Below are 24,590 nucleotides of genomic sequence, written 5' to 3'. Positions count from 1 at the left end.
TCCGCCGCCGCCCGCCTCGTCAGCACCGGCCGACGGCGCATCCTCCGCCTCGCCAGGCACTGGCCCTGGACCAGCGTGATCACCGATGCCCTGGCGCGGCTCGAAGCCCTGCCGAACCCCGGCTGACCAGCATCTTCCCGTCCCTGCGAGCAGCACCAGCCCACCGGAGCCGTGGAACCCGGCGCCCACCCGACGCGACAGCCGGGCCCACAACACGCCCCTCAACACCCCAAGCAGCCAAAACGGCCCGCCAGAAGAACCGACGGACCGTCATGAAAGATCGAGGCTAGGGCAGGCGATCGCCGAGTACGGGCAGATCGCCAAAACCCTGCACCTGCTCACCGTCGTCGGCCCCATGGATGACACCTACCACCGCCAGATACACAAGCAGCTCACCCTCCAGGAATCCCGCCACAAGCCGGCCCGGGACATCCGCCATGGCAAAAAGAGCACCACCCACCAGGCATACCGAGAAGGAATGGAAAATCAGTTGAGCTCGCTGGGTCCCGTTCTGAACGCGGCCGTGCTCCGGACGACACGCTACATCGACGCCACCGTCACCCAACTCCGCTCCGAGAGCCACGACACCAGGGACGAGGACATCGCACAACTGCCCCCGCTCAAGCACCGGAACCTGAACTGCCTGGCCCGCTACAGCTTCACCACCTCCACCCCAGCCGCCAGCACCCTGCACCCCCTACGCGACCCAGACACAGCCGAGTTGAACAAAGACGACAACGACAGCCAGGAGTGAATATCAGGAGCCGACCGGATCAATCCGTGACGGGCAGGCACTCGGCGAGCAGGGCGACGATGTCACGCCAGGCTCGCTGCGCGTGCCGTGGGTGGTAGCCGACGCCGGGTACTGCGGGGTGGTCGACCGGTGGGTGGTGGAAGGCGTGAAGGGCTCCTCCGTAGACCATGAGGCGCCAGTCGACGCCCGCGGCCTGCATCTCAGCGGTGAACGCCTCCCGTTGCGCAGGCGGCATGATCGGGTCTTCCGACCCGACCCCGGCCCATACCGGGCAGCGGATGCGTGCCGCCTCGCCCGGTCGGCCCGTGGTCAGTGCGTTGACTGTCCCAATCGCGCGCAGGTCGACGCCATCGCGACCGAGTTCCAGTGCGACTGCGCCCCCGGTGCCGTAGCCGACGGCGGCGGTCCGGTCGGGGTCGGCCCGTGGTTCGGCACGCAACACGTTGAGCGCGGCGTGACCGATTCCTCGCATGCGGTCGGGATCGGCGAGCAGCGGCATGCAACGGGCCAGCATTTCCTCTGGGTCTTCCAAATAGCGTCCGCCGTGGAGGTCGAAGGCCAGCGCCACATACCCCAGCTCGGCCAGAGCCTCGGCCCGCCGGCGCTCGACATCGCTGAGCCCCATCCCCTCGGGTCCGATCAGGACTGCGGGCCGGCGCTCGGCACCGGCTGGGAGCGCGAGGTATCCGATCATCGTCAGGTTGTCGGCCGGGTATTCGACCGTACGGGTTGTGACCGTCGTCATGCGACTGGACGGTAATGGCCGTTGCGCCCGCTCGGGGTGAAGTTCACTGATGGCAGACAGCAGTCTGTCCCGACTGCATCACCCGGATCGGGTCGGCTGGTCCGGGCATGGACGGGCCCGCCGCCGGGCGTCTCGGCGGCGAACGGGGTGAGAGTTCACCGATCCGTTCTCTGGGTCGGCCGCGACCGACGACGACGTGGTGCTGCGGTCCTGAGATGGGGCCGTCGGCACGGTTGGGCAGTGGTGGACCGGTCAAGGGCGCAACCCATTCCGTACCTGTCTCCTCGGTCGGGTCGCCGGACGAAGCGACCAGATGCCCCCTGGCAGTGAGCTCGATGGCGCCGGTCGCCTCGCCGGATCTTCCCCCCTTTTTTTTCCCGAGCGCGGCAAATCATCGCCGGCATCCAAGGGCGGGCTCGCTCATAGGGAATGCGGGCATCGGAAGCGCAATCAGCGATATACGGAACGGCGGGATGCATGACACGCCATAAGGTCAGCCGTCATGGATTCAGCTGTAGGGGCATGACTTCAACAAGTAAGTCAAGACTTATCTTCAGGGAACCTTGACCGTATGGTGTGACTCGAATCGAAGGAGCCCCCTGTTGTCGAAAATAAACGATCCCGCTGTGCGTGCGGTTGAATCAGAGCAGGATTATGTGTCCTCCTTGTATGAGTTGCTCACCGAGCGACTTTCCGAGGCGCGAGAAACTCGAGCGAGTGTGCTGAAGGCCCCGGCGGAAAGCGCCGGTGAGGCATACGAGAGAGAAATCGCCGCCGAGCGTCTGGCCAAGGAAATAGGCCGGCTGGAGGGTGCCGAAAAGGGGCTGGTCTTCGGGCGCATCGACTGGACGGACGGCACGGCCCTGCGTATCGGGCGGATCGGACTGCATACGGAGGAGGATGACCTGCCTCTGCTCGTGGACTGGCGTGCGAACGCTGCGCGGCCCTTCTACGAGGCGACACCGGTCCACCCGATGGGCCTGCGGCGGCGCCGGCACCTGCGCCTTGCGGAGCGCACGGTCGTCTCGGTGAGCGACGAGCTGCTGGACGGGACTGCCCCGACCGACGAGGACGTCGTGGGGGACGGCCCGTTGACCGAGGCTCTGTCGGCACGGCGTACGGGCAGAATGCACGCGGCCGTCGCGACGCTGCAGGCCGAGCAGGACGAGATCGTCCGCTCCGCCCACCGCGGGGTGACCGTGGTGCAGGGCGGGCCCGGCACCGGCAAGACGGTGGTCGCCCTGCACCGGGCGGCCTATGTCCTGTACGCGTTCCCGCGCGCCACGGAGGAGGGTGTCCTGGTGGTGGGCCCGAACGCCCGGTTCCTCGACTACATCTCCCAGGTCCTTCCCTCGCTCGGAGAGAACGACGTAGTTCTGGCGACCTGCCGGGAACTGGCCGGAGTGTCCACGGACACGGTGGGCCCGTCCGACACGGCGCGTCTCAAGGGACGGTCCGACCTCGCCGATGCCCTGGCCGGCCTGCTGCGCGTCCACCAAGCCCCCGCCGGTGACTTCACCGTGCGGGTCGGACAGGAACTGATTCACCTTTCCGACGAGGAAGTCGCCACCGCACGCGATGCCGCCCTGGCAGCCGTATCGGGGCACAACCCCGCGCGCCAGGTGTTCAAAGAGCTCATGGTCGACGCCGTCACCGACGCGATGCAACGAGACATGGGCGACCTTCTGGAGCAGATCGACGCCGATGCCGAAAGGATGACGGGCCTGAACCTCGACCGGTTCACGGGAGTCGCCCAGCACCGTGCCGAAGGTGCGGCCGACCCGGGGCCGGTCCACGAACTGGACCTGGACGCCATCCGAGCCGGTCTCCTCGACGACGCCGGCGTCGACCGAGCGGTCGAGGTGGTGTGGCCGCGGCTGGTACCCGGTGACCTCGTGAAGTCGCTCCTGACGGACGCCGGCGCTCTCGCCGAGCACCTGCCCCGCCTGACCGCGCAGGAGCGGTCCCTTCTGCAGCGCGGTCCGGACGACCCGTGGACCGATGCCGATGTGCCGCTGCTGGACGAGGCCGCGAACCTGGTCGACGGCTCCCCTGAGCGGACGTACGGGCACGTCGTCGTCGACGAGGCACAGGAACTGACCGCCATGCAGTGGCGGATGATCGTCCGCCGCTGCCCGGCAAGGGCGATGACGCTGGTGGGTGACTTCGCCCAGGCAGGCCCGGTGGCGACGGCACGCGACTGGAAGGAAGCACTGAGCCCCCACGTCGGACCGCGGTTCAAACTGCACAACCTGACCGTCAGTTACCGCACCACGCAGGAGATCCTGGAGAGCGTCCGGGACCTTCTCACGCGGATCGCTCCGGACCAGAAGCCCACACGGTCACTGCGAAGCGGTGACAGCCCTCGCACCGTGACCACACCTGCGGACGGGTTGGTCACCGCCGTCGTCCAGGAACTCCGCGCCCAGAGCACCGCGCACCCGGGCGAACTTCTGGGAGTGATCTGCGCGGACACCAGGGTGAGCGAGCTGACGGCCCAGGGCATCGCTCACCACGCACGCATCGTGCCGGCGTCCGAAGCACGCGGCCTGGAATTCGACGGGGTCGTCGTCATGAACCCCGAGGAAATCATCACGAACCGTCCCGGTGGGGAAAGGGACTTGTACGTAGCCCTGACCCGGGCCACCAAGCGCCTCTGCACCATCACCGTCCAGCCCGTCTGACGGCTCGGCGCCCGCGTCATCGCGGGCGCACCCGGCGCGGTATGGACCCGGCGTACACCGCTGGGTCGTGGAAGGCCCCACCGCACTACTGCACTGGCTCCGTCGCCTATGCATCCGCTGGGAGATGCCGGCGACGACTGAGGACCCCGCCCTGATTCCAGTCCAAAGTAGGGTGGAACCCCATGTCGCGAACTCGCGCCAAGAGCAAGGAGGCGGAATGCTCGCTACCTCGTCAGCGCTGGCGGCCGGAAGGCGTCATTCGGTCGGACGGCGCTGGGATGGAACCGTTCTCGCCGTGGGCGATACCGCAGCCGCTGAATGTCGTGTCGAGCGATGGGAAGACGTCGTCGCGTTGGCAGTTGGCAACGTCCATACCGCGACGAACACGGGCAGGTCTCATACGGTGGGACTCCGGTCGGACGGCACGGTGCTGGCAACGGGGTGGAATGGCGATGGGCAATGTGATGTCGCCGGATGGCGAGGCGTCACGGCCGTGGCCGCAGGCTGGCGCCGCACACTCGGGCTGCTCACCAATGGCCGCGTGCTGGCAGTTGGCCGGAGTTCGGAAGGACAGTGCGACGTGCAGTCCTGGCGCGAGATGGTCGTCCTCTCGTGCGGTGACTGGCACTCGGTCGGCGTCCGGTCGGACGGTTCTGCACTGGCCACGGGGAACAACCGACGACGGCAGTGCGCCGTTGAAGGGTGGCGTGACCTCGCCGCCATTTCGGCCGGGTATCTCCATACCGTCGGCCTCAGAGCCGACGGGCGGGCAGTAGCGACCGGAGATAGGGCAACCGGGGCGTGCGAGGTCGATGAGTGGGAAGAGGTGGTGGCACTCAGCGCGGGCAGCTACCACACCGTTGGAGTCACTGCGTCCGGACGGGTCCTCGCAGCGGGAGACAACAGCTACGGACAGTGCGAAGTCGGCGATTGGCATGACATCGTCGCTGTGGCGGCCGGTTCAACGCACACCCTTGGCCTGCGTGCCAACGGCACAGTCGTGACCGCAGGCAACAATGCCGACAGACAGTGCGAAGTCGATGACTGGTCCGGAGTCCGGCTTCCATAAGCCCTCCGGCCGCGCAAACGCGAACTGGCATGCCGTCACCCCGGACTCCAGAAACCCCATTCTGATTCCAGTCCTTAGCGTTCAATCCAGCAGCATTACTGGCGCGCCCCCTTCTCTGCGGCTTCAGCCGCAGCACCGTTGCGGCAGCGAGTCCGGCAACTCACGCACCCTCAGCGGTTGCTGGGTACGGGAACGCTGCCGGAGTCGTCCATGCGCTTCATGATGGCGGCGGGGTATGACAACGGGCCGTGCTGCTGGTGGAGTTGCCGCGGAAGCAAGCACGAGCCGGGCGCCCCTCGCGAGGCGCCCGGCTTCAGCCCGGTGTCAGGCGGCGATCTGCTGGCGGAAGTCGGTGCTGGCCTTCACGTCGTGGCCGAGGGCCACGGACTTGCGGGGCAGATTGGCCAGCAGGTCCAACAGGACTTCGTTCCCGGTGGTGTTGTCGGGCAGGAGGCCGAAGACGTCGGGGTAGCGGTCTTCGGTGCCGGGGGTGAAGAAGTCCCCGGGGACACCGTGCGGTCCTCGTCCACCAGGGCGGGTTCGGCGCCCGGGGCCAGGGCAGGACCCGCAGCCGGTCACCGTCGGGGCGGATGAAGACACGGCCGTTGGCCAACCACGCCGCGCCGGTATCGGTTCTCACCCGGTGCTTCAGTCCGCACCCGCCTGACCTGGGCACTGAAGCACAGTGTTGCCGTGCAGCCAGGGCGAATATCGAAAGTGCGTGCGACAGCGGACGTGCCGTAGTACTCCTGGGGAGACACAAGACAGGTTCGTTCTCGTTTGGAGTCATCGATGGCTGTTCGCCGTGTTGTACCCAACATCCAATCGGAGGCCGTGCAGGAGAGCCGGGAGTTCTATGGCCTGCTGGGCTTCGAGGAGGTCATGAACCACGGCTGGATCATGACGCTTGCTTCCCTGTCCGGCCCGGCAGCGCAGATCAGTGTCATGACCAGCGACAAGACTGGGCCTGTCGCCCCCGACATGAGCGTCGAGGTGGACGACGTGGACGCTGCTTATGCGGTCATGCGGGAGAGCGGTGCGGAGATCATTCACCCCTTGCAGGACGAGGAGTGGGGCGTGCGGCGGTTCTTCGTTCGCGACCCCAGCGGACGGGTGGTCAACGTGCTGGGCCACCGCTGACGCCCCCTCCCGCTCCCTGGTGAAAGTGCTGGTCACAGCGTGCGGCCGGTGCGCAGGCGCACCGCCCCGGATCGTATGCCTCGGCGACGGCCCGGATCCGGGCGGCCGACTCCGCCTGCGACCAGCCGCGCAACTGCCGGGTACGGACAAGCAGGTGAAGGATCACATGGTCCACGGCACACTCCCCCGGGTTCGAATCCGGCGCACGGTGGAGAGCACCGCCGCCGGCCCGGGCCGACGCCTGGGCCGGGACCGCACCCGCCGCTTCCGGGGCGCGACGCCGGACAGGGAACGCCGGCATGTCCTGGTACACCGGCGGCTCGAAACGCACTTCCTGCACGGGCCTTTGAACCGTTCCCTCCGCAGCCACGTAGGAGGACAAACGTCATTGCTGAGCGAAACAGTGGGGAGGGCCCGGGATGGCCTTTGTCGGGCTGCATGGTCGTGAAACCGAGACGGCGCGACTCGTCAATCTGATCGGCGCTACGCCCGCGGGAGTTCCCACCGTGGTGGTGGTCCGCGGGGAGCCCGGCATCGGCAAGTCCTTGCTGCTGGAGGCGTTCGGACGTCTCGCCGCGGACGCCGGGTTCCAGGTGGCCGCCGTACCGGTCCGCCGCGCTCCCGCCCGCCCCCTCGCGGCGGTGGACATGGCTCTCGCATCCCTGGAGTCCATGCCGCGAGGGCAGGCGGGGACCGGCGGTGCGCCATCTCCGTCTCCCCGCCGCCTGGACGGGCTGCTGGACCGGTTCTCCGCACACACCTCACGCGGTCCGACGCTGCTGTGCCTGGACGACGCGGCCTGCATGGACCAGTGGTCCACGCGGTGGCTGCGCGCGGTCTCGGAGACAGAGTCGGCATCACCCTTGATCATCGTGCTGTCGGAGACAGCCGTCGATGTCGGCCTCAGGTACGAGCCGGCCGGTGAACTCGCGGTAGCGGCCGAGCAGTTGAACCTCGACGGCCTGTCCCCCGCAGCTCTCGTCCAGCTGGCGGCCCAGCGAGGCATCGCCCTCGGGGAAGAGCCCGCGGCGGTCTGCTACGAGTTGACCGGCGGGAACCCCGGGCTGCTGCTGTCACTGCTCGACAGCTGTGCGGGTGGAGCGCCCTCCGCACAGGATCTGCGCGGGGCGGCGGAGTGCACCGCGATGCCGGGGAACTCACGCTGGCTGCACGGCCTCGGACCGGATGCGGTGGCGCTGGCCCAAGCCGTCGCCGTGCTCAGCCAGGACACCGAGATCTCGCTGGCGGCGCGGCTCGCCAACCTGACACGGGAACAGGCCATGCGCTCACTCGACGAGCTCGTCCGGTTCGGCGTGCTCGCCAATCGCGTTCCCCTGGTGTTCCGTCGGCCCCTGGTGGGAAGCATGGTGCGTGGTGCGATCCCGGTGGGCTCCCGCACCGGGCTGCATCTGCGAGCCGCCGAGATCCTGCGTGACGGGCACTTCGGCGCCACCAGGGTCGCCCAACATCTGCTGGCCGCAGGCCCGACCGACCTCAACTGGGCCGCGCGTCAGCTGTTGGTCGCGGCCCGGCGCCTGGCCCGTACCGGCCAGGCCGACGAGGCCGCGCAGCACCTACGGCGCGTACTGCGGGAGAAGTTACCGCCCAAGATCCGCTCCACCGTGCACTGCCGGCTCGCCGAGCTGGACGAGTTCGTCGACCCCACGGGGACCGAGCGCCGGCTGGAAGGTGCCCGGGTGGAGGCCGAGGCCCCGGAGTCCGTCGGCGACTACGCGATGGCCCTCGCGGGTCTCCTCACCCGAGGCGGGCGCCCGGCCGATGCGGTGGCGGTCCTGGACGACACCTTGGGCAGCCTGGGCGCGGAAGCGCCGGCGCAGGTGTGGCGGCTGCGAGCGCACAAGGCGTTGATCTGTCTCGGCGGCCCGGGCTGGCTGTCGGGCGCGTCGGAGTCGCCGGACGCGCTGGCCGGCGCCCGGCCGGCCACGCCCGCGGCCGGTGGGGAACTGGCCGCGCTGCGGGCCGCACATGCGGTGGCGGTGGGTGTGGACCGGCCGACGGCCGTGCGGCAGGCGGGTCTCGCGCTGGCCGAGGGCCGCGCCGGATGGTGCGTGTGGCACGGCTGTTCCGCCCTGATCCACGCCGATGAACTGGCCGAGGCGTGGACAAGCTGCAGCAGCGTCCGTCCGGTCGCCGGAGCCCGGCCCGGGAAGTGGGAGCACGTGATGGCCGAGTTACTGCGGGCCCGCGTCTGCCGGGCACGCGGCGACCTGCGGGGGGTGCTCGGCGCACTGGCCCCGGTCACCGACGTGCTCCGCCCGGCCGCCGCCAGGGGCCACCTGTTGGGGGCGCTCGGCATCGCGGCACTGGTCGAGGGGCACGCCCTGCGCGGCGATGCCGACACCGCCCTCGGTCTACTGGCCGACTGTGGCCTGGACGGCGACCTGCCGGTGCGACAGGACACGGTGGCCGTGCTGAGCGCGCGAGCGGTGGCGCGGGAGAGTGCCGGTGATCTGGCCGGCGCTGTGCAGGACTGCCTGGCGGCCGGCCGGCTGCTGGACGAACGCGGCGTGCGCAACCCCGCCGTGGCACCCTGGCGTTCGCACGCCGCGCGGATGCTGACGGCACTTGGGCAGCCGGCGGAGGCCACCCGGCTCGCGGAGAGCGAACTGACGGACGCGCTGCGGTGGGGCACCCCGCGCACCGTCGGTACCGCCCGGCACGCACTCGCGGTGGCGGCCTTCGCGGCGACGGACCACCTCGGTGCCTTGGACGCCGCCGTCGATGCGCTGGCCGCTTCGCCGGCGCGGCTCGAACTGGCCGTCGCCCGGCTGGACTTGGGTGTGGCGCTCAGCGGGGCCGGCCGCCACGACGAGGCACTGCGCGAACTCGATACCGCGCTCACCCTGGCCGAATCATGCGGGGCTCCGCCGTTGGCGGAGCGGATCACGACCGCGCGCAAGCAGGCCGACGCGGCCCGCCATGAGCCCGCCGTGGACCGGCTGCTGGCCGTCTTGACCCCGCAGGAGCTGAAGATTCTCACCCTTGCCCGGGACGGCTACACCAACCGGGAGATAGCGGGAGAGCTGTTTGTCGCGCTGCGAACGGTGGAGTTCCACCTGTCCGGCGCCTATCGCAAACTCGGCATCGCGGGTCGGCGCCAGCTTCCCGAGGTGGTACCCGCCGCCCGCCCCTCGCGGTCCTGACCACCGTACCCCGAGGACCGGGTGGCCGGGACGGACGAGCGGGACACCGCGGTCTCAATGGGCCTCATCCGCCCACTCCGCGCCGAGTCTGGCCCATTCGGGCTCCTCGTCCCCCGGTGCGGACATGACGTACCGCTCGAAGGCGTCGGCTGCCGAGACCGCGTGCACCGTCTCGACAGTACGTGCCGCCAGATGGCACAGCAGGGCACGGTCCACCGGCTTCAGGCCCATGCGGTTCAGGTGGACATACAGGTAGTTGACAACTAGGCGGAAGGAGGCGAACCACTGGTCGTCGGTCACAAAGTCCTCATGACCGTGGCCGGAGCGCAGCAGTCGGTGGAAGGCGCTGAGCTGACGGGTCGGCATGCGCGGGGCAACCGCCGCTCCGCGCATCGACATCTCGCCGGACGCCAGCAGCGGATGAGCCGCGCGCTGATGACGCCGCACCATCTCGGCCCATTCGGCGACGAAGGGTACGGCGGCCCCGTCCGGTGCCGTCCCCGCCAGCGTGGCCTCCACCGCGCCCAACCGGGCAGCGAGAGCGGGCCGTTGGCGCCGGTATCGCTCGTCGAACCGCTCCCGGTACGCATCCGGGTCCCGGGTACGGGAGAGGAAGGCGTCCGCGTGCGACCGGAGCGAGAGGATCCCGCGGGCGATGGGGGCCTCGTCCCTGCGGAAGGGGATGGCCGTTGCCGCGACGGTGGTCCACATCAGGTCCAGGGCGAGCACCGGCAGGGCGGCTGTCCCGCGCAGATCTGCGTACATACGGAAGGCCATGTCGTTGGTGTCGCCGAGGAAGTCGGCAAGCAGCTCACTGGCCCGCATCGACCCCAGGACGGGCAGTCGGTGGTCGTAGGGCTGCTCCCGCACGGTGTTGTCGGGTATCCAGGGGCGCACGGGGCCCGGTTCCATCTCGAGCAGCGCGAGCCGGCGGTGCACCGGTTCCAGCTCCGCCTCGTCCAGTCGGGCGCGGGAAGGATGCTCGCGCAGATATGCCTCCATCAGGCCGGTGACCGTGGGCCGTACGGTGCGTTCCCAATCCGCCGGCTCGGTGAGGAAGTTCAGGCGCAGATGCGGGCCGCGCAGCCAGTGCCGCCCGAACCAGCCACGGGTGATGACATCGCCGACCGCCTCGAACGCCGGGCGCACCGCGTCGAGCACGAGGTCGGGCTCGGCCGGCTCGTCGTGGTGGTGCACATGGATGCTGTGCCACCGGTGCTCGGCCGGGGTCATGTCGCGGTCGCCGCCTCGGGCAGATCGGAGAGCACCCGGCCCACCAGGAAGCGCAGTTGGTTCTCCTGCCACAGGGTCAGGCCGAGCCGGTTGTTGACCAGGTGGGCGCAGCGCAGCAGGACCAGGCTGGTGGCCGGGTGGGCGGTGCCGGTCAGGTTGAGCGGTCCGGCCAGCGGTGAGTCGGCCCACTGCGAGGCGAAGCCGCCGCCGTCCTCCAGGGTGTGCAGCTCCTCGCGCAACTGGCGCACGGATGCCGCCCAGTAGGCCCGCTGGCCGCTTCCTTCTCCGATGCGTGCCTCGTGCCAGGCGCGCAGGGCGCGCTGCCGCAGTTGCGGTCCCTGCAGGTGGTATCGCTCTTCGACGCCCGGGGCCTCGGGCCCGCTGCCGAAGGGCAGTGGAGGGCCGCCGTGCCGTGCCCACTGCTCGCGCACCTCGTCGCAGAGCGCGAACACGCCGACGACGAGGTCGAAGGCGAGCAGGGCGCGTTGATCCACGGTGGTTCCGGCGGCGACCATGGACAGGGCGAGCTCGCTCGACTCATGGAAGTGCCGTTCCACGGCGGCGATGGCCGGACCGTGGCCGTAGTCATCGTGCTCCCGCTCGTAGGGCAGGAGTTCCACGCTGTTGTTGGGGCGGACGCTCTGGTCGTGACCGGAGCGGCCTTCCAGGCCGGCCAGGTCGCGGGCCACTTCGGCGAAGCGCGTCCGGTCGACGACGTCTGCCGACGGCGTGCGGGCCAGATAAGTCCGGATCCGCTCCAGCAGGTGCTGCTCCACCTGCGCCCGGTCGTCCTGGTGCCGGGGCAGCAGCCTGAGCCGCAGGTGCGGTCCGCCTTCCCAGTAGCGCAGGAAGAACCAGCGTTGTACGACCCGGTCTTCGGTCAGTTCACGCACCAGGGGGCGTACGCAGTTGGTCAGCAGGGCGTCCTGGTCCGTGTCGTAGAAGACGTGTGCGCACACCCAGTCGGCGCCGTCGGCCGCCGCGGGGTCCAGCGGCTTATGCCCGTGGGGCATGGTGTCCTCCGTTGATCTCGATGATGTACTCGGTCGCCCTGGAGCCATGGGCCCCGTGGTGCGGGAAGTCGGATGGGTCGGGCAGCGCCTCCTGGAGGAAGAGCACCTGGTTCCTGTTGCCGAGGAGGCGTTCGAAGACGCCGGTCAGCAGCGGGTTGGCGAAGTCGGCATAGAGGGGCTTGCGTGACTTCACGCGCCAGATGCTCCCGTCCAGCACGGAGCCCGGATCCAGGGCCCGTACAAAGCAGCGCGGCGGAATGCCGTGCGCGCCCAGCCATTCGGCCAGCCGCAGCAGATGGCGGCGGTCGCTCTCGCCGGCGGCGCGCGCCGGCACCAGGCTTGCCGGGAACACCCACTGGCGGCGGCTGACGGTCACCTGGCCGATCATGACGCGGGGTTCGGCGAGCAGACCGTCCACCGCGTCCAGGGAGGTGTCCCCGAACATCCGCCGGCCGGGGATCAGCAGGTTGGAGGTCGTCCCGAACGCCTGCAGCAGCAGCCGGAGCACCGGGGGCAGCCACAGTTCGGCGATCAGGTTCGGGTGGACGGGTCGCACCTCGGCGTCGCGGCTGCGTGACCACAGGACCAGGAGCCCTTGTGCCGGATCGTGCCGCACCTCCAGGTCCGCCAGGGGTATGCGCCGGTCCGGGTCGCCCAGGCTGCGTCCCTCGGGGTAGTCGATCTCGAAGGGGACGAGCGAGGTGCGCAGTCCGACGTTGCTGCCGAAGTGACGGCAGGTGTCGGCGAGGAGCACGCCGTCGGCCGGCCCCGGCCCGTCCGGTGCGGCATCGGCACCGGCACCGGCACCGGCACCGGCCTGGACGAGCAGCCGGGCGATGCGGTCCCGGCCGCGGCCATGGCCGGAGTTCACCGCGTTCACCACAAAGCGGGGGGCTTCGCCGGTGCCATGGGGCTGCCCATAGAAGGCCACCGAGTCCGGTGCTCGCATCCATGACGGCCAGCCGGCCATCAGGGCGGCCAGGCGGCCGCGGTCCGCCTCGGCCGTCTCCTCTTTCCCGGGTGGTGCCGCGGCCGCGCACAGTTCCTCGCGGGCCCGGGCGAGGGTGCGGATGCGGGGCAGGCGGTGATCGGCGAGCGCACGGTAGCCATGGGTGCCCATGCTGAGCAGCGGTGGCAGACCGGGGTCCTCGCGCAGCCACTGCTGGACCGCCCGGTGGAAGGTCAGCAGCGGCACGGCGGTGCCGGGCGCGAAGTGCTCGGTGAAAGCGTCGGCCAGCGCGACCCGGCCGGGCAGCGCGGGGTCCAGGAGGGCGTACAGGCGGCGTACGGTGTCCAGGTCGCGCAGGACGGGGGCCCAGGTGCGCCGGTCGGGCCCGGGCGGTGCGGTGGTCAGCACGGCGTTCTCGACAAAGGTGTTCTTGGCGGGCAGGTCGAGGCCGCCGGTGGCGGTCAGTTCCGCGACCTGGGTGGAGACTCGCCGCAGGTCTGCTTCGACGGCGTGCAGGCGGCGCAGGCGTTCCTGGGGGTCGGTGAGGCCGGGGTAGCCGTCGAGGTGGGCGGCGACGGTGTCCAGTTCGGCGCGGACGCCGGCCAGTTGCGGGCCGGCGGCGTCGGTCCAGGCGCGCAGCGCGCCGAGCGGATCCATGTCCTGGTCGGCGAACGGCCGTATGGGCTCCAGCAGTCCGAGCTCCACCAGGCGCCCCACATAGACGGCGGCCTGGGTCGGCGTACTGCCGGTGCGGGCGGCCACCTCCGCTTCGGTGGCGGCCCGGGTGCGGCCGGTCTCGGTGACCACGTCCACACACATCTGAACGGCCGGGGAGGCGGCAAGCGTGCGCAGGGGTTCCTCGCCACCGGGACCGAGGAACTCCCAGCGGTCCGCGGCCCGTACGGCGCTCGGATTGAGGCGCAGCCCCAGCCCTGCCTCCACGGCGGGGTGCCGGCTCAGCCGGCGGACGATCTGCTGTACCAGCCAAATGTTGATCTCCACCACGCTGCGGACCGTCATCTCCGGGGCCGGCGCGGCCGGTTCACCGGTGCTCCAGCGCATAAGCCCGCTGACCGTGAAGGTGCTGAACGGGGTGGTCTTCACGGTGATCCGCGCCAGGTACTTGGCAAGGCGCAGCGCGAGGCTTCGGTCCGGGGGCGTTTCGTCGGGCCGGGCGAGCCACTTGTCCAACTGCTCATGGAGTACCGGGCTGCTGAGTACCAGGCCGTGGCGGACGGCCGGTTCGGCGACCGCCTTGCGGAGCACGGCGTGACCGGCCCGGGTGTGATGGTCGAGGAGTTCGTCCAGTCGCGCGGTCTGCCGGCCGAGTTCGGCGGTGCGCCGTAGCCAGTCGCGCACCGCCTGTTCCAGGGGTGGCGGCAGCAGCGCGCGAACCTCGTCGTTCCAGCAGCGGGCGTTGAGCGGCCGCCGGTTGTGCACCGCCCGGCGCAGTGCGACGAGTTGGGGTTTGCCGGTGTCGGCGGTGCCGATGAGGCGGTACAGCTCGTCCGACAGCTCCGTGGTGGCGGAAGTCAGGGTGCGCTCCCCCGCCAGGACCGTACCCAACTGCCGCCACAGGTCCGGGGAGCGCAGTTCGTCCAGGGTCGCCGACGGCAGTCCGCCGATGCGCACTCCCAGCAGGTCCGGGGTTGAAAAGTCCTCTGTCATGGCTCCAGCCACCGGGTTCATGGGAACGGATGGGGGTGGGGGTTGATGTCGGCCGGGTTCATCGGGGCGGGCCGGTAGCCCAGCCGGGCGGGCAGGTCGAGCAGCCGCGGCAGCCCGTGGGTGCGGCGCATCCGGTGGCCGAAGGTCATGGGCAGCAGTCCGGGGACGATCACTTTGGCGCAGGCCAGGCGGCCCGCCCGGTGTTCGTCCGTGGTCTGGTCGACGACGATGACATCGAGGCCGAGCGCGGTGAAGCGGTCTACGGCCTCGGTCAGATCGGTCCGCAGGTCATGGCCGCGAGGGCGGCAGTCGGCCCGCTGGAACGCCTCGGTGACGGGCCGGCCCACGGGGTCGGTCATCAGGAAGTCGAACCGCTCCAGGGTGTCGGGGTGGCAGTGCAGCAGGGCGTGGTCGCGCATGTCCCGGACCAGTTCGGGATCGGCCACCATGCGGGTGATCCGCTGGTGTTCGGTGCGATGGGCGGACCTGTTCCAGCCGAGGTTGGCGGTCAGCTCCAGCATCCCGTTCAGCAGGGCCCGTTCCGGGTCGAAGTGGGCCCCGGCCGCGCACACCACGGCGGGCTCGGCGCCGGGTGCCGGGTGCACCGCCATGACCCAGACCGTGGGGATGCCGTGGTCGGGAGTGGTGACGAAGGCCATGACGCGATGGCCACCGTCCTGCCGGATCCGCTCGGCCAGTACGGCGATCCGCGGGTCGGCGACGGTGGCGAGGTCGATCCGTGGCACGGGCAGCCGCGCGTACCAGGTCAGCAGGAACGCGTCGCGTTCGGCCAGCTCGACCAGCCCGTGCAGCGCCGCCTCCTCAAGACAGCCGCCCAGGGCGCACCCATTGGACACCTCATAGGCGAGCGGCCTGGCCAGGGGGTTGCCGTGCCGGGTGCGGTAGTAGGCGTAGTCCTCGGGGACGAGCACCGGGGCGTCGCGGCCGAGGGAGTGGCCCCATACCCAGGTCAGTTCGGCATCGGGCGAGAACGGCGGGTAGGGGAAGCCCGGTTCGGCGTATCGCTCGGGCGGGTAGAGCCCCAGGCCGGCCGGATGGACGGCCTGGTCGGCGACTTCCCGGTGGGCGGCCCGCACCATGGAGCGCCGGCCGCCCGGACGGGCCCCGCCGAGCCGCTCCAGTGCCTCGGCGAGCGCCGTGCGTGTGCAGCCGGCGTAGTCGAGGTCGCGGCCGAACCCGGCTTCCTCCTCCGCACCGGGCAGGTGCACGGGGGCGGACACCATCGGGTAGCGGTAGTCGGTACGCACATCGAGCTGCCGGATCACCCCGGTGCGCCCGTCGACATAGGTGCGCACCAGGAGGTCCCAGTCCTCGGTCAGGTCCCGTGTCCGGTAGGTGTCCGGGTCCGGTTTGGGGCGGGGGGCCGTCATAAGCAGCGGTGGCCGGTCCGGGGGGAGCCGGCCGCAGTGCGGGCAGAACGGGTCGGGCAGGAAGGGGTGAACGTCCAGTGTCATGCGGGTCAGGGACAGCACGGCGACGGCCCGGTGGGTCCGCGCGGTGTCCGGATCCGCGAGGTCCGCCATGACGAGGGAGGCCGCTGTCTCGCAGGCCCAGCCCGTCAGGACCGGTGTGGCGCGGCCGGCGAGCAGACCGGTGAACCGCCGGCGCAGCGCGGCCCGTGGACTGTCCGGGCCGAGGGCCCGCTCGCGCCGGGTGTCGGCGCAGTGGGCGCAGCCCGGCCGGTCCGGGAGCACCAGCGGGCCGACGACGAGGTTGCCGAGTTCGGTGCGGACCGCGAGACGGGGCAGGTCGGGTCGCGGGGGCGTGGTGCCGGGGCTCCAGGCGTCGTCGGCGGTGACGACCGCCGTGCAGGCGGGGTCCTCGGCGGGAACCAGGGGGTGGATCCCGCAGACGGCGGTCCGGAGCGCGTCGGCGAGCAGTCCCTTGCCCAGCACGGCGATGGCGCGCCGGGTGGGCGGTGCCGTGACGGCTTCGGTCAACTTCTCCTCCTGCGGCGGTGGGGGTCCTTCAGCGGTGCCGTGTCCGGCGGGCGTCAGCCCACCGGACACGGCGGTGCCGACCGAGGTCAGCAGCAGCAACAGGAGCAGCAGCTCGCCGGCGTGCCCCTGGAGGTGCAGTTGGACGCGCCGATCTCGACCATGGCGTGACCGACGTTGACCGACTCCAGGCTCTCGCCCGGCGAGGTGGGCAGTACCTGGAGCTCGTCCGCGCTCAGGTCGGCGAGGTCGAGTACGAGGTTCGGTTCCATCGGGTCTCCTTTCTCCACGAGTGGTGGCTGGACCGGTATCGGTCCATGAGCCACTGTCCATCGCCGGCGGGCTTGCGGTCTTCACGGTGCGACCGCAGATTCGACCGCGGGCGACCCCGGGGTGGACCGCAGGGTCACCACAGGAGCGGGGGGTCGTACTGGGCGGTGGCCCTGCGCCGTCCGAGGACCAGGGTGAACACGGGTACGGTGTCGTGGCCGGCTCCGATCAGGGCCCTGATCTCCGCGTCGTCGTAGCCGTTGGTGATCCGTGCGGAGGCCCCGGCCGCCGCGGCGAGGACGCTGATGCGCTGGGCCACGATGCCGGCCTCCTGGTGCAGTACGCGGTAGCCGCGAGCGCCGAACCACCGTTCCCCTGCTTCCCGGTTGACGCTCAGAAAGACAACCGCGTCGGCCTTCGCCGTGTTCACCGACGGGGTCCGCTCGCAGAGCATGGACACCACCGCCGGCCAGTCGCGCTCCGGCTGTCGCGCCAGTGCCGGTGACGGGTCCAGCCGGTAGAGGCCGGTGGACAGGCCGGCCACACCGAGCACCAGGACATGGCAGTCCACCAGGGGCCGCAGGTCGGCGGGGGCGTGGTCCGAAGCCACCGGCTCCAGGGCGTAACGGAGCAGCAACTGGAGGTCGGCGAAGGGCAGTTCGCCGTCTTTCGGCAGGAACATCCGGCCGCCGGAGTCGCGCGCCCGCAGTGCGTCGGCGAGTTCCACGTTCGCCGGGGCCGCCGCCTCGTCGAGCGGCACCCGTGCCGGACCGGCTGCCGCGACGGGGAGATGGAACGCGCCGTCGCCGAGGGGCGCGGCTGACAGAGCTTGCTCGGAGCGTGCGGCCCGGTCCAGCGCGCAAAGGCCCGTCCACAGACGGGAGTCCGTCCGGTTGCGGCGTAGCTGGTCGGGGTGGAGGGCGGGCAGCGGTTGGCGGTCGTCCTGGCGGGTCCGGGGCGCGGTGCGGGAGCGCCGGGCCGACAGGTCGAGGACCGCGAAGGCGGATTCCTCGTCCGCGTCCACGCCGATGGCCCGGTGCACCACGTCCGCGTCGAAGCGGTGGTGCACTCGAGCGCCGATGCCCAGTGCGCCGGCGGCCATCAGCAGATTGCCGGCCGTCATGCCCGCCTCCTGCGCACACAGCCGGTAGGCGTAGTCGCGGTAGCGGAAGGCCGTCTTGCGGAAGTCCACGGCGACGGCCAGGAGGGCGTGCGGGGGTGCGGCCGTGGTCCCGGTCGCCGCCCGCAGTTCCTCGGGGATCCCGCCCTCGCGCAGCCGGGTCAGCGCATGGTGTGCGGGGTCGTAGTGGTAGCAACCCGCGGGCAGGCCGGGCGAGTTGGTGGCCGTCCACAGGTACAGTTCCACCGGATAGAAGCATCGGGCGGAGGCAACCGTGCGGTGGTGGGGCCATACCGCATGCGGTCCCAGTTCGATGCGGGCGAGACCGTAGGAGTGGTGCAGCAGTGCCGAGACGGCGGGCTCGTCGAGGGCGTCGCGGCCAGGCGGGCAGGCGGAGTTGCCCCGGCGATGGCCGGCGAAGGACCAGCGGGCGTCCCCGAGGGTGCGCGACGGTGCGCTGAGCGGGTGCCGGGGCAGGCCGCGGTAGGTCTTGGTGGGCAGCGGGTCGTCGGGGCCGCCCTCCGCGCCCTGCCCCTCGGCGAACAGTTCCTGGACGTCTTCGAAGGTGCGCCGCCAGAAGCGCAGGCCGATCGGCGGTGCGGCCGTCGGGGTGTCAGGCATCGGCCAGAACCACCTTGAGGACAAAGGGCAGTACGTCATGCACCGCCGGGTCGCGGTCGAGCGGCACCACGACCGGGCGCCACCCGCGTGCCGCCAGTGCCCGCAGCATGGCCGCGCCGTCCGGCGGCACCGGTGCGCCCGCGCGGGGGTGAGGGGCGGGCGGCGGGCCGAGGCGGGGCGGACCGGCGGGGGCGTAGGGAGCGCCGCCGTCGAGGGCCGCCTGCCGGTGCAGCAGGGCCCGTTCCAGGCCGTCGGCGAGGGCACGGGGCCCGCAGGTTACCGCGACCGGTTCGCCGTTCTGCCACCAGCCGAGCACCGGAATGCCGAGGCCGGCGCCGATGTCGGCGAGGTCTGCCGTGCCGCCGGCGGCGGACAGCATGTCCAGCAGCCCACGCTCGCGGCCGCCGGATGCCATCTCGTCGACGGCCAGGGCGACCGGCCGCACCCTGCCCGCCGCTACATCCGCGAGGGCCAGCTCGGCGCAGTGCTGGGACAGGCCGTCGGTGACCGCGGCGTCCCAGCCGAGTTCCGCGGCCAGGCCGGTACCCGTCCCCAGCACATCGGCCAACGGCACCTCGACGGCAATACGGCGGTGCGGATCCCAGCCCCACGCCATGCGGCCGGGGGCCGCCGCGGCGGCGCTCGCCGCGTACCGGGCCAGTCCGCCCAGCGCCGCCCGGCCACGGGCCTGCGCAAAGCCAAGGCCGCTGCCGAACACCCGACCGGCCCCGGGCTCCCGGGTGAGGACTTCGGTCACATTCAACGGGACCTGAAGGAAGTCCTGTTCATCGAACTCCCGGAGCACACCGGCATACGGGTCGAAGCAGCGGGCCGCCCGGCGGGAGAACTCCTCCTCGTCCAACGGGCCGGCATCGGCGAGGAGTTCGACGCGCTCGGTGAACCGCTCCCGGCTCTCGGCAGGCGCGGGACGTTCCGAGGGGTGGGGTAAGGGGCTGTGCCGGGAGGTGCGCAGCGTTTCCAGGTCGATCCGGGTCACGGTGGAGTCCTCGGCGGTGGCGATGCCGGTGACCGCCTTGAACGCCGCGAGCCCGAGGTGGGAGGCGACCACGGCGGCGGCCGGACCGGTGCAGAACTCGCCGGTGCGGTACGGGGGCCGGGCCCCCAACCGCAGCCAGGCCGACCGCCATTCCTCCCTCGCCGGCCCGAGCCAGGCCACGTCGTCCAGGACCACGCCCTGCACCAGCAGGATGTCCCGCGCCCTGCAGTGGTCGTACAGCAGCGGCGCGCGGTCGGCCGCGGGCCCCGACGCAACGTGCAGCACCACCTCGGCCCCGTCGAGCGCGGAGAGCCATCCGGGCTGCCCGTCGGCAGTGACATGGTCCAGCCGCTGCCGCGGGTCGCGCCGGAGCACCTCGGCGGCGAGCGCGGCGAGCCGGTCCAGATCGGTCGGCGACTCCTCGGTCCGTACCGCATGGACCTGTCGGGCCCCGGACCGGAGGGTGGAACAGACCAGGGAGGTGAACACCGGCCCGGATCCGACGACCGCGAACGTGCGCTCGCGGTAGGTCTGGAACCGCCGCTCGGCCGAATCCGCGTAGTAGTCGATAAAGGCGATCTCCGCCGCGTAGGTGTCCCGTTCCCCGTCGGTGAGGTCGTGCGGCAGGTCGTCGGCCGCATCGGTCAGGCAGCCCGCCTCGTGCAGCCGATCGACCAGCGTCCGCACCACCGCGCTCTTGTCCGCCGGAAGCCCGCGCACCAGGTCGTCGAGGTCGGTGACGCCGTTCAGATGCGGAGCGAGCCGGTCCAGCCACTGGTAGGCGGCTGCTCCGGTGAGACTGAGATCGGCTCCGGCGCCGAACACATGGGCGCCGTCACGCATCGGAACGTACAGCACATCGGACTTGAGTTTCGGTCGCATCGCCCGCCTCGGATTCTGCTCGGCTCGGTGAGAGCCGAGTGTTTACGCGCCGGCCGGCACGCGTCTTCCGAGGACGGCCCCAGGGTGCACCACAGAATCTCCCGGCTCGACACTGCGGAGCCGTGCGCGCCGCTTACGGCGTGACCAGGATCTTGCGGCCCTTGCCCGCCTTGAACCGGTCGAGGGCGGTGGCGTATTGGGACAGCGGCAGCCGGTCGCTGATGAAGATCTCCGGGTCGAGTACGCCCGCCGCGAAGAGTTCGGCCGCACGCTCGTAGCTGTGCAGCACCGCCATCGAACCGGTGATGGTGATCTCCTGGTTGTAGATGCGGTATGGCTCGATGGTGGCCCGCGCCGCGTAGTCGGCCACGCCGAACTGGAGGTAGGTGCCGCCTCTGGCCACCCTGCCGATGGCGTCCTGAATGGCGCGTTCACTGCCGGTGGCGTCGATGACGACGTCCCAGCCACGCGGCCGCTCCACCTCGTCGGCCGAGGTGACCGCGTTGGTGCAGCCCAACTCCCTTGCGGTGAGCAGCCGTCCGGGATTGATGTCGACCACGTCGACCGTGGCCGCGCCGGTGCGCTTGGCGAGCTCCAGCAACATCAGGCCCATGGTGCCGGAGCCGTAGATCAGCACATGGCCGGCCAGGGAGGCGCTGAGCACGTCGTAGCCGCGCACCGCGCACGCCAGTGGTTCGATCAGGGCGGCGTCCTCGGTGCGAATGTGCTCGGGCAGCCTCACACAGTTCGCGGCGGGCACCACCACATACTCGGCCGCGGCACCCGGTGTGGTGACGCCGATCGCCGCGTACCGCTCGCACAGGTTGTTGCGGCCGATACGGCAGTAGTGGCATTCATTGCAGTACAGGGACGGATCGACGGCCACCCGGTCGTCGACGGCGAGTTCGTGCACCCCGGAGCCGACGGCCACGACCTCGCCGGCGAACTCATGGCCCGGCACGAGCGGCAGACGGGGCGCGAACTCGCCCTGGAGGATATGGAGATCGGTGCCGCACAGGCCGCACGCGGCGACCTGGACCACCACCTCCCGGGGCCCGGGCGCGGGATCCTCGACGGTTTCGACGGACACCACGCCGGGCTCGCTGATGAGGGCTGCTTTCACGTGATCACTCCGAGGTTGGCTCGACTGCTCCGGGGCGGCGAGGCGCCCCGGGTTCACTTGACCGCCCCGAGGGACAGACCCTGAACAAGCTTGTCCTGGGCGGCGAATCCGGCGATGAGCACCGGAAGGGACACACAGACGGCGGCCGCGCACACCTTGGCCAGGAACAGGCCCTGGCTGGTGACAAAGCCGGTGAGGAAGACGGGCGCGGTGCCGGCCACGACACCGGTGAGGACCCGTGCGAAGAGCAGCTCGTTCCAGCTGAAGATGAACGAGATCAGGGCGGTGGCCGCGATCCCGGGAGCCGCCACCGGCGCCACGATACGCACCAGCACGGTCGGCAGGCCCGCCCCGTCCAGGGAGGCGGCCTCCAGGATCCCGGCGGGGACCTCGGCGAGGAAGGAGCGCATCATCCACACCGCGACCGGCAGGTTCATGGAGGTGTAGAGGATGACCAGGAGCCACACATTGTCGAGCATCCCCACGTTCTTGGCGATCAGATAGACCGGCAGCAGGCCGGCCACGGCGGGCAGCATCTTCGTCGACAGAAAGAAGAACAGCACGTCGGTCCATTTGCGTACGGGCTTGATGGACAGCGCGTACGCGGCGGGGATGGACAGCGCGAGTACCAGGAGGGTCGACAGGACGCTCGCGGTCAGGGAGTTGAGGAGGGGCGGCCATGGGGAGACCCCGGTACTCGCGCCGAAGAACTCGCGGTATCCCTGCAGTGTGAGGGGGGCGGCGACGCTCGGCGGGTTGGTCGCCGCGTCGGACTCGCCATGCAGCGAGGTGAGCACCATCCAGGCGAACGGCAGGAAGAAGCACAGGCCGCACACCCAGGCCACCAGGCCCCATATCCCCCGGCGCAGCCGGACGTTCCTCATGTCTCCTCCTTGAACAGGGACGAGACCGTGCGCAGCGCGAGGGTGGCGACGACCATGGTGCAGGCCACCACGAGGACGCCCTCGGCGGATGCCTGGCCGTAGTCATGTGCCTGGTAGAAGGTCTCGTACACGGTGTAGGGCAGGTTGGCGGTGCCGAGGCCGCCGGAGGTGAGGGTGAACACGGCGTCGAAGTTCTGCACCACATAGACGGAGCCGAGCAGGGCGGCGAGTTCCAGGTAGCGGCGCAGATGCGGGAAGGTGAGGTGGCGGAAGACCTGCCAGGGGCCGGCGCCGTCGATGCGGGCGGCCTCCATGACCTCCGGCGACCGGCTCTGCAGCCCGGCCAGCAGGATGAGCATCATAAACGGCGTCCACTGCCAGATCAGCGACACCTCCACGGCGGTCAGCGGCAGCGCGGACATCCAGTCGGGCTGCGGTGCGTCCTCGCTGCCGAACAGGTGCCACAGCCAGGTCAACGAGCCGTTGATCAGCCCGTAGGCGGCGTTGTAGAGGGCGTGTTTCCACAGCAGCGCCGAGGCCACCGGGACGACCAGGAACGGGGCGATGAGCAGGGTCCGCACCATGCCGCGGCCGGGGAAGCGGCGGTCCAGGAGCAGCGCGAGACCGAGGCCGAGCAGCAGGCTGACAAGGACCACGACAACCGTGAGGGCGACGGTGGTCACCAGCGCCGAGCGCAGATCCGGGTCGGTGACGGCTGCCTTGTAGTTGCCGAGGCCGCCGAAACCGCGGTGCGCCGGGTCGAGCGCGTTCCAGCGCATAAACGAGATCACCAGCGTTCCCACGAAGGGAAGTTGGGTGACGGCGACCAGGAAGACCAGGGCGGGCAGCAGGGGCGCACGGCGGGCCCAGGCTCCGCGCGGCCGCCGTACGGTACGCGCCTGGTGCAGCCCTGGGTCTCGTCCTGTGCGGACGACGGGCGGGGCGGCCATCTCACTCTCCCCGGTGCTTGGCGGCAACCGCCTCGGCGCGCCGCTGGCCGTCCTTCAGGGCCCTCGCGACGCTGGTCTTCCCGGCGATGGCGGCGCTGATCCGGCGGGACACCCGCGTGCCGAGGTCGGTGAACTCGGGGATGCCGACGAACTGGATGCCCGGCGCGGGCCGTGGCTGTACCCCGGGGTGCAGCGGGTCGGCGGAAGTCAGTGCGTCCTTGGTGGCCGCGGCGAACGCACCGGCCGCGGCCGTGTACCGAGGATTGGAGTATGTCGAACTCCGCTTGCCCGCAGGCACCTTGGACCATCCGAGCCGGGTGCCGACGACATTCTCGTACTCTTTTCCGGAAGCCCACGAGATGAACTTCCAGGCGTCGTCCCGGTGACCGCTCGCCTTCTGTACGCCCCACGCCCAGGTGTACAGCCAGCCCGAGCTCTTGGTGCGGTCGACCGGGGCGGGTGCGTAGCCGACCTTGCCCGCGACGGGCGAGCCCTGGGCCTCCAGCGCGCCGGCGGCGGAGGTGGCGTCGTACCACATGGCCACCTTGCCCTGGGTCATGTTGTTGAGGCACTCGGTGAATCCGGCCTGCGGGGCGCCCGCCTCGCCGTGGTCACGCACCAGGTCCACATAGAAGGTGGCGGCCCTGGTGAACTCGGCGCTGTCGACTCGCGCCGCCCAGTCCTCGTCGAACCAGGTGCCGCCCATGGTGTTCACCACGGTGGTCAGCGGCGCCATGACCTCACCCCAGCCGGGCTGCCCGCGCAGGCAGATGCCCCGCATCCCGGGCTCGGCCCCGTCGGCCTTCGCGGCCAGGCCGGCGACCTGCTGCCAGGTGGGGCGGGCGGGCATGGTGAGATGCCGGGCGGCGAAGACGTCCTTGCGATACATCAGGAAGGACGACTCGCCGTAGAAGGGCTCGGCGTAGATCTGTCCGTCGACGGTGAGGGACTGCCGTAGCGCGGGCAGGACATCGCCCTGGTCGAAGGCGGCGTCGGTGTTCGCCGCCCGGGTGAGCGGGGCGAGCCAGCCGTTCCTGGCGTAGATCGGCGCCTCGTAGTTGCTGATGGTGGCCACGTCGTACTGGCCAGCCTGGCTCACAAAGTCCTGGCTGATCTTGTCCCGGACATCGTTCTCGGGCAGCACGGTGAAGTTGACCTTGATGCCGGTGGACGTGGTGAAGTACTCGGCGGTCAGCTTCTGCAGGTCCGTCATCTGCGGATTGTTGACCATAAGGACGTTGACGGAGCGGGACGCCGAGCCCCATCCCCTGCCCCCTCCGGAGCAGCCGGCGAGCAGGCTCGCGCACAGGAGTAAGACCACCCCCACCGTCACGGTGCGCCTGATTGTCGTCATGGCGGATCAGCC

Annotated in this window: 17 protein-coding genes and 1 pseudogene; 5 read left to right on the top strand and 13 right to left on the bottom strand. The window is 70.7% G+C overall.

Annotation, left to right across the window (positions count from 1 at the left end; translation table 11 throughout):
• Positions 1 to 286 precede the first annotated feature (286 nt).
• Positions 287 to 754: pseudogene (locus tag ACIHFE_RS33310) on the top strand (Tn3 family transposase); the annotation flags it as partial.
• 19 nt (positions 755 to 773) lie between these two features.
• On the opposite strand, the gene ACIHFE_RS33305 reads toward ACIHFE_RS33310, so the two are convergent.
• Positions 774 to 1,499: a dienelactone hydrolase family protein gene (locus ACIHFE_RS33305; RefSeq protein ID WP_400112636.1), complete on the bottom strand. Its 726-nt coding sequence runs from the start codon at positions 1,497 to 1,499 to the stop codon at positions 774 to 776.
• Between the two features lie 602 nt (positions 1,500 to 2,101).
• Here ACIHFE_RS33305 and ACIHFE_RS33300 point away from each other — a divergent pair.
• Together ACIHFE_RS33300 and ACIHFE_RS33295 are read left to right on the top strand one after the other, a co-directional pair.
• Positions 2,102 to 4,183 (top strand): HelD family protein, encoded by a 2,082-nt coding sequence (locus tag ACIHFE_RS33300; protein ID WP_400112635.1) that lies wholly within the window; start codon positions 2,102 to 2,104, stop codon positions 4,181 to 4,183.
• 217 nt (positions 4,184 to 4,400) lie between these two features.
• Positions 4,401 to 5,252: an RCC1 domain-containing protein gene (locus tag ACIHFE_RS33295; protein ID WP_400112633.1), complete on the top strand. Its 852-nt coding sequence runs from the start codon at positions 4,401 to 4,403 to the stop codon at positions 5,250 to 5,252.
• Between the two features lie 324 nt (positions 5,253 to 5,576).
• Here the strand turns inward: ACIHFE_RS33295 and ACIHFE_RS33290 are convergent, their stop codons facing one another.
• A complete protein-coding gene (locus tag ACIHFE_RS33290) occupies positions 5,577 to 5,852 on the bottom strand; it encodes a hypothetical protein (RefSeq protein WP_400112631.1) in 276 nt (91 codons plus the stop codon).
• Positions 5,853 to 6,044: 192 nt separating this feature from the next.
• Between ACIHFE_RS33290 and ACIHFE_RS33285 the strand changes: the two genes are divergently transcribed.
• Both ACIHFE_RS33285 and ACIHFE_RS33280 read left to right on the top strand, forming a co-directional pair.
• Positions 6,045 to 6,392, top strand: a complete 348-nt coding sequence (locus ACIHFE_RS33285; RefSeq protein WP_400112629.1) for a VOC family protein — start codon at positions 6,045 to 6,047, stop codon at positions 6,390 to 6,392.
• A gap of 419 nt (positions 6,393 to 6,811) precedes the next feature.
• A complete protein-coding gene (locus tag ACIHFE_RS33280; RefSeq protein ID WP_400112627.1) occupies positions 6,812 to 9,556 on the top strand; it encodes a LuxR C-terminal-related transcriptional regulator in 2,745 nt (914 codons plus the stop codon).
• A 54-nt stretch (positions 9,557 to 9,610) separates the two neighbouring features.
• Here ACIHFE_RS33280 and ACIHFE_RS33275 read toward each other — a convergent pair whose 3' ends face one another.
• The 11 genes from ACIHFE_RS33275 to ACIHFE_RS33225 form a co-directional block, all read right to left on the bottom strand.
• Positions 9,611 to 10,789, bottom strand: coding sequence for a thiopeptide maturation pyridine synthase (locus tag ACIHFE_RS33275; protein ID WP_400112625.1), 1,179 nt, complete (start codon positions 10,787 to 10,789; stop codon positions 9,611 to 9,613).
• On the bottom strand, positions 10,786 to 11,802 hold the full coding sequence (locus ACIHFE_RS33270; protein ID WP_400112623.1) for a thiopeptide-type bacteriocin biosynthesis protein: 1,017 nt from the start codon (positions 11,800 to 11,802) through the stop codon (positions 10,786 to 10,788). The genes ACIHFE_RS33275 and ACIHFE_RS33270 overlap by 4 nt, the downstream gene beginning before the upstream one ends.
• Positions 11,786 to 14,419 (bottom strand): lantibiotic dehydratase, encoded by a 2,634-nt coding sequence (locus ACIHFE_RS33265; protein ID WP_400112622.1) that lies wholly within the window; start codon positions 14,417 to 14,419, stop codon positions 11,786 to 11,788. Before ACIHFE_RS33265 ends, ACIHFE_RS33270 begins: the two co-directional genes overlap by 17 nt.
• Positions 14,420 to 14,436: 17 nt before the next feature.
• Positions 14,437 to 16,380, bottom strand: a complete 1,944-nt coding sequence (locus ACIHFE_RS33260) for a TOMM precursor leader peptide-binding protein (protein ID WP_400112621.1) — start codon at positions 16,378 to 16,380, stop codon at positions 14,437 to 14,439.
• Between the two features lie 86 nt (positions 16,381 to 16,466).
• On the bottom strand, positions 16,467 to 16,649 hold the full coding sequence (locus tag ACIHFE_RS33255) for a hypothetical protein (protein WP_400112619.1): 183 nt from the start codon (positions 16,647 to 16,649) through the stop codon (positions 16,467 to 16,469).
• A gap of 134 nt (positions 16,650 to 16,783) precedes the next feature.
• Positions 16,784 to 18,388, bottom strand: coding sequence for a SagB family peptide dehydrogenase (locus ACIHFE_RS33250; RefSeq protein ID WP_400112617.1), 1,605 nt, complete (start codon positions 18,386 to 18,388; stop codon positions 16,784 to 16,786).
• A complete protein-coding gene (locus ACIHFE_RS33245) occupies positions 18,381 to 20,267 on the bottom strand; it encodes a hypothetical protein (protein WP_400112616.1) in 1,887 nt (628 codons plus the stop codon). The genes ACIHFE_RS33250 and ACIHFE_RS33245 overlap by 8 nt, the downstream gene beginning before the upstream one ends.
• 133 nt (positions 20,268 to 20,400) lie before the next feature.
• On the bottom strand, positions 20,401 to 21,390 hold the full coding sequence (locus ACIHFE_RS33240) for a zinc-dependent alcohol dehydrogenase family protein (protein ID WP_400112614.1): 990 nt from the start codon (positions 21,388 to 21,390) through the stop codon (positions 20,401 to 20,403).
• 53 nt (positions 21,391 to 21,443) lie between these two features.
• On the bottom strand, positions 21,444 to 22,274 hold the full coding sequence (locus ACIHFE_RS33235) for a carbohydrate ABC transporter permease (RefSeq protein ID WP_400112613.1): 831 nt from the start codon (positions 22,272 to 22,274) through the stop codon (positions 21,444 to 21,446).
• Positions 22,271 to 23,224 carry a carbohydrate ABC transporter permease gene (locus tag ACIHFE_RS33230; RefSeq protein WP_400112612.1) on the bottom strand — a complete coding sequence of 318 codons (954 nt, stop codon included), beginning with the start codon at positions 23,222 to 23,224 and terminating at the stop codon, positions 22,271 to 22,273. Before ACIHFE_RS33230 ends, ACIHFE_RS33235 begins: the two co-directional genes overlap by 4 nt.
• A gap of 1 nt (position 23,225) precedes the next feature.
• The gene (locus ACIHFE_RS33225; protein WP_400112611.1) at positions 23,226 to 24,578 is read right to left on the bottom strand and encodes an ABC transporter substrate-binding protein; all 1,353 of its coding nucleotides are present in this window, start codon (positions 24,576 to 24,578) and stop codon (positions 23,226 to 23,228) included.
• Positions 24,579 to 24,590: the final 12 nt, after the last annotated feature.

Source organism: Streptomyces sp. NPDC052396 (genome assembly GCF_044593195.1).
GTDB lineage: Bacteria > Actinomycetota > Actinomycetes > Streptomycetales > Streptomycetaceae > Streptomyces.
The sequence above is the reverse complement of the archived record's forward strand: the minus strand, read 5'-3'. Positions and strand labels throughout refer to the sequence as shown.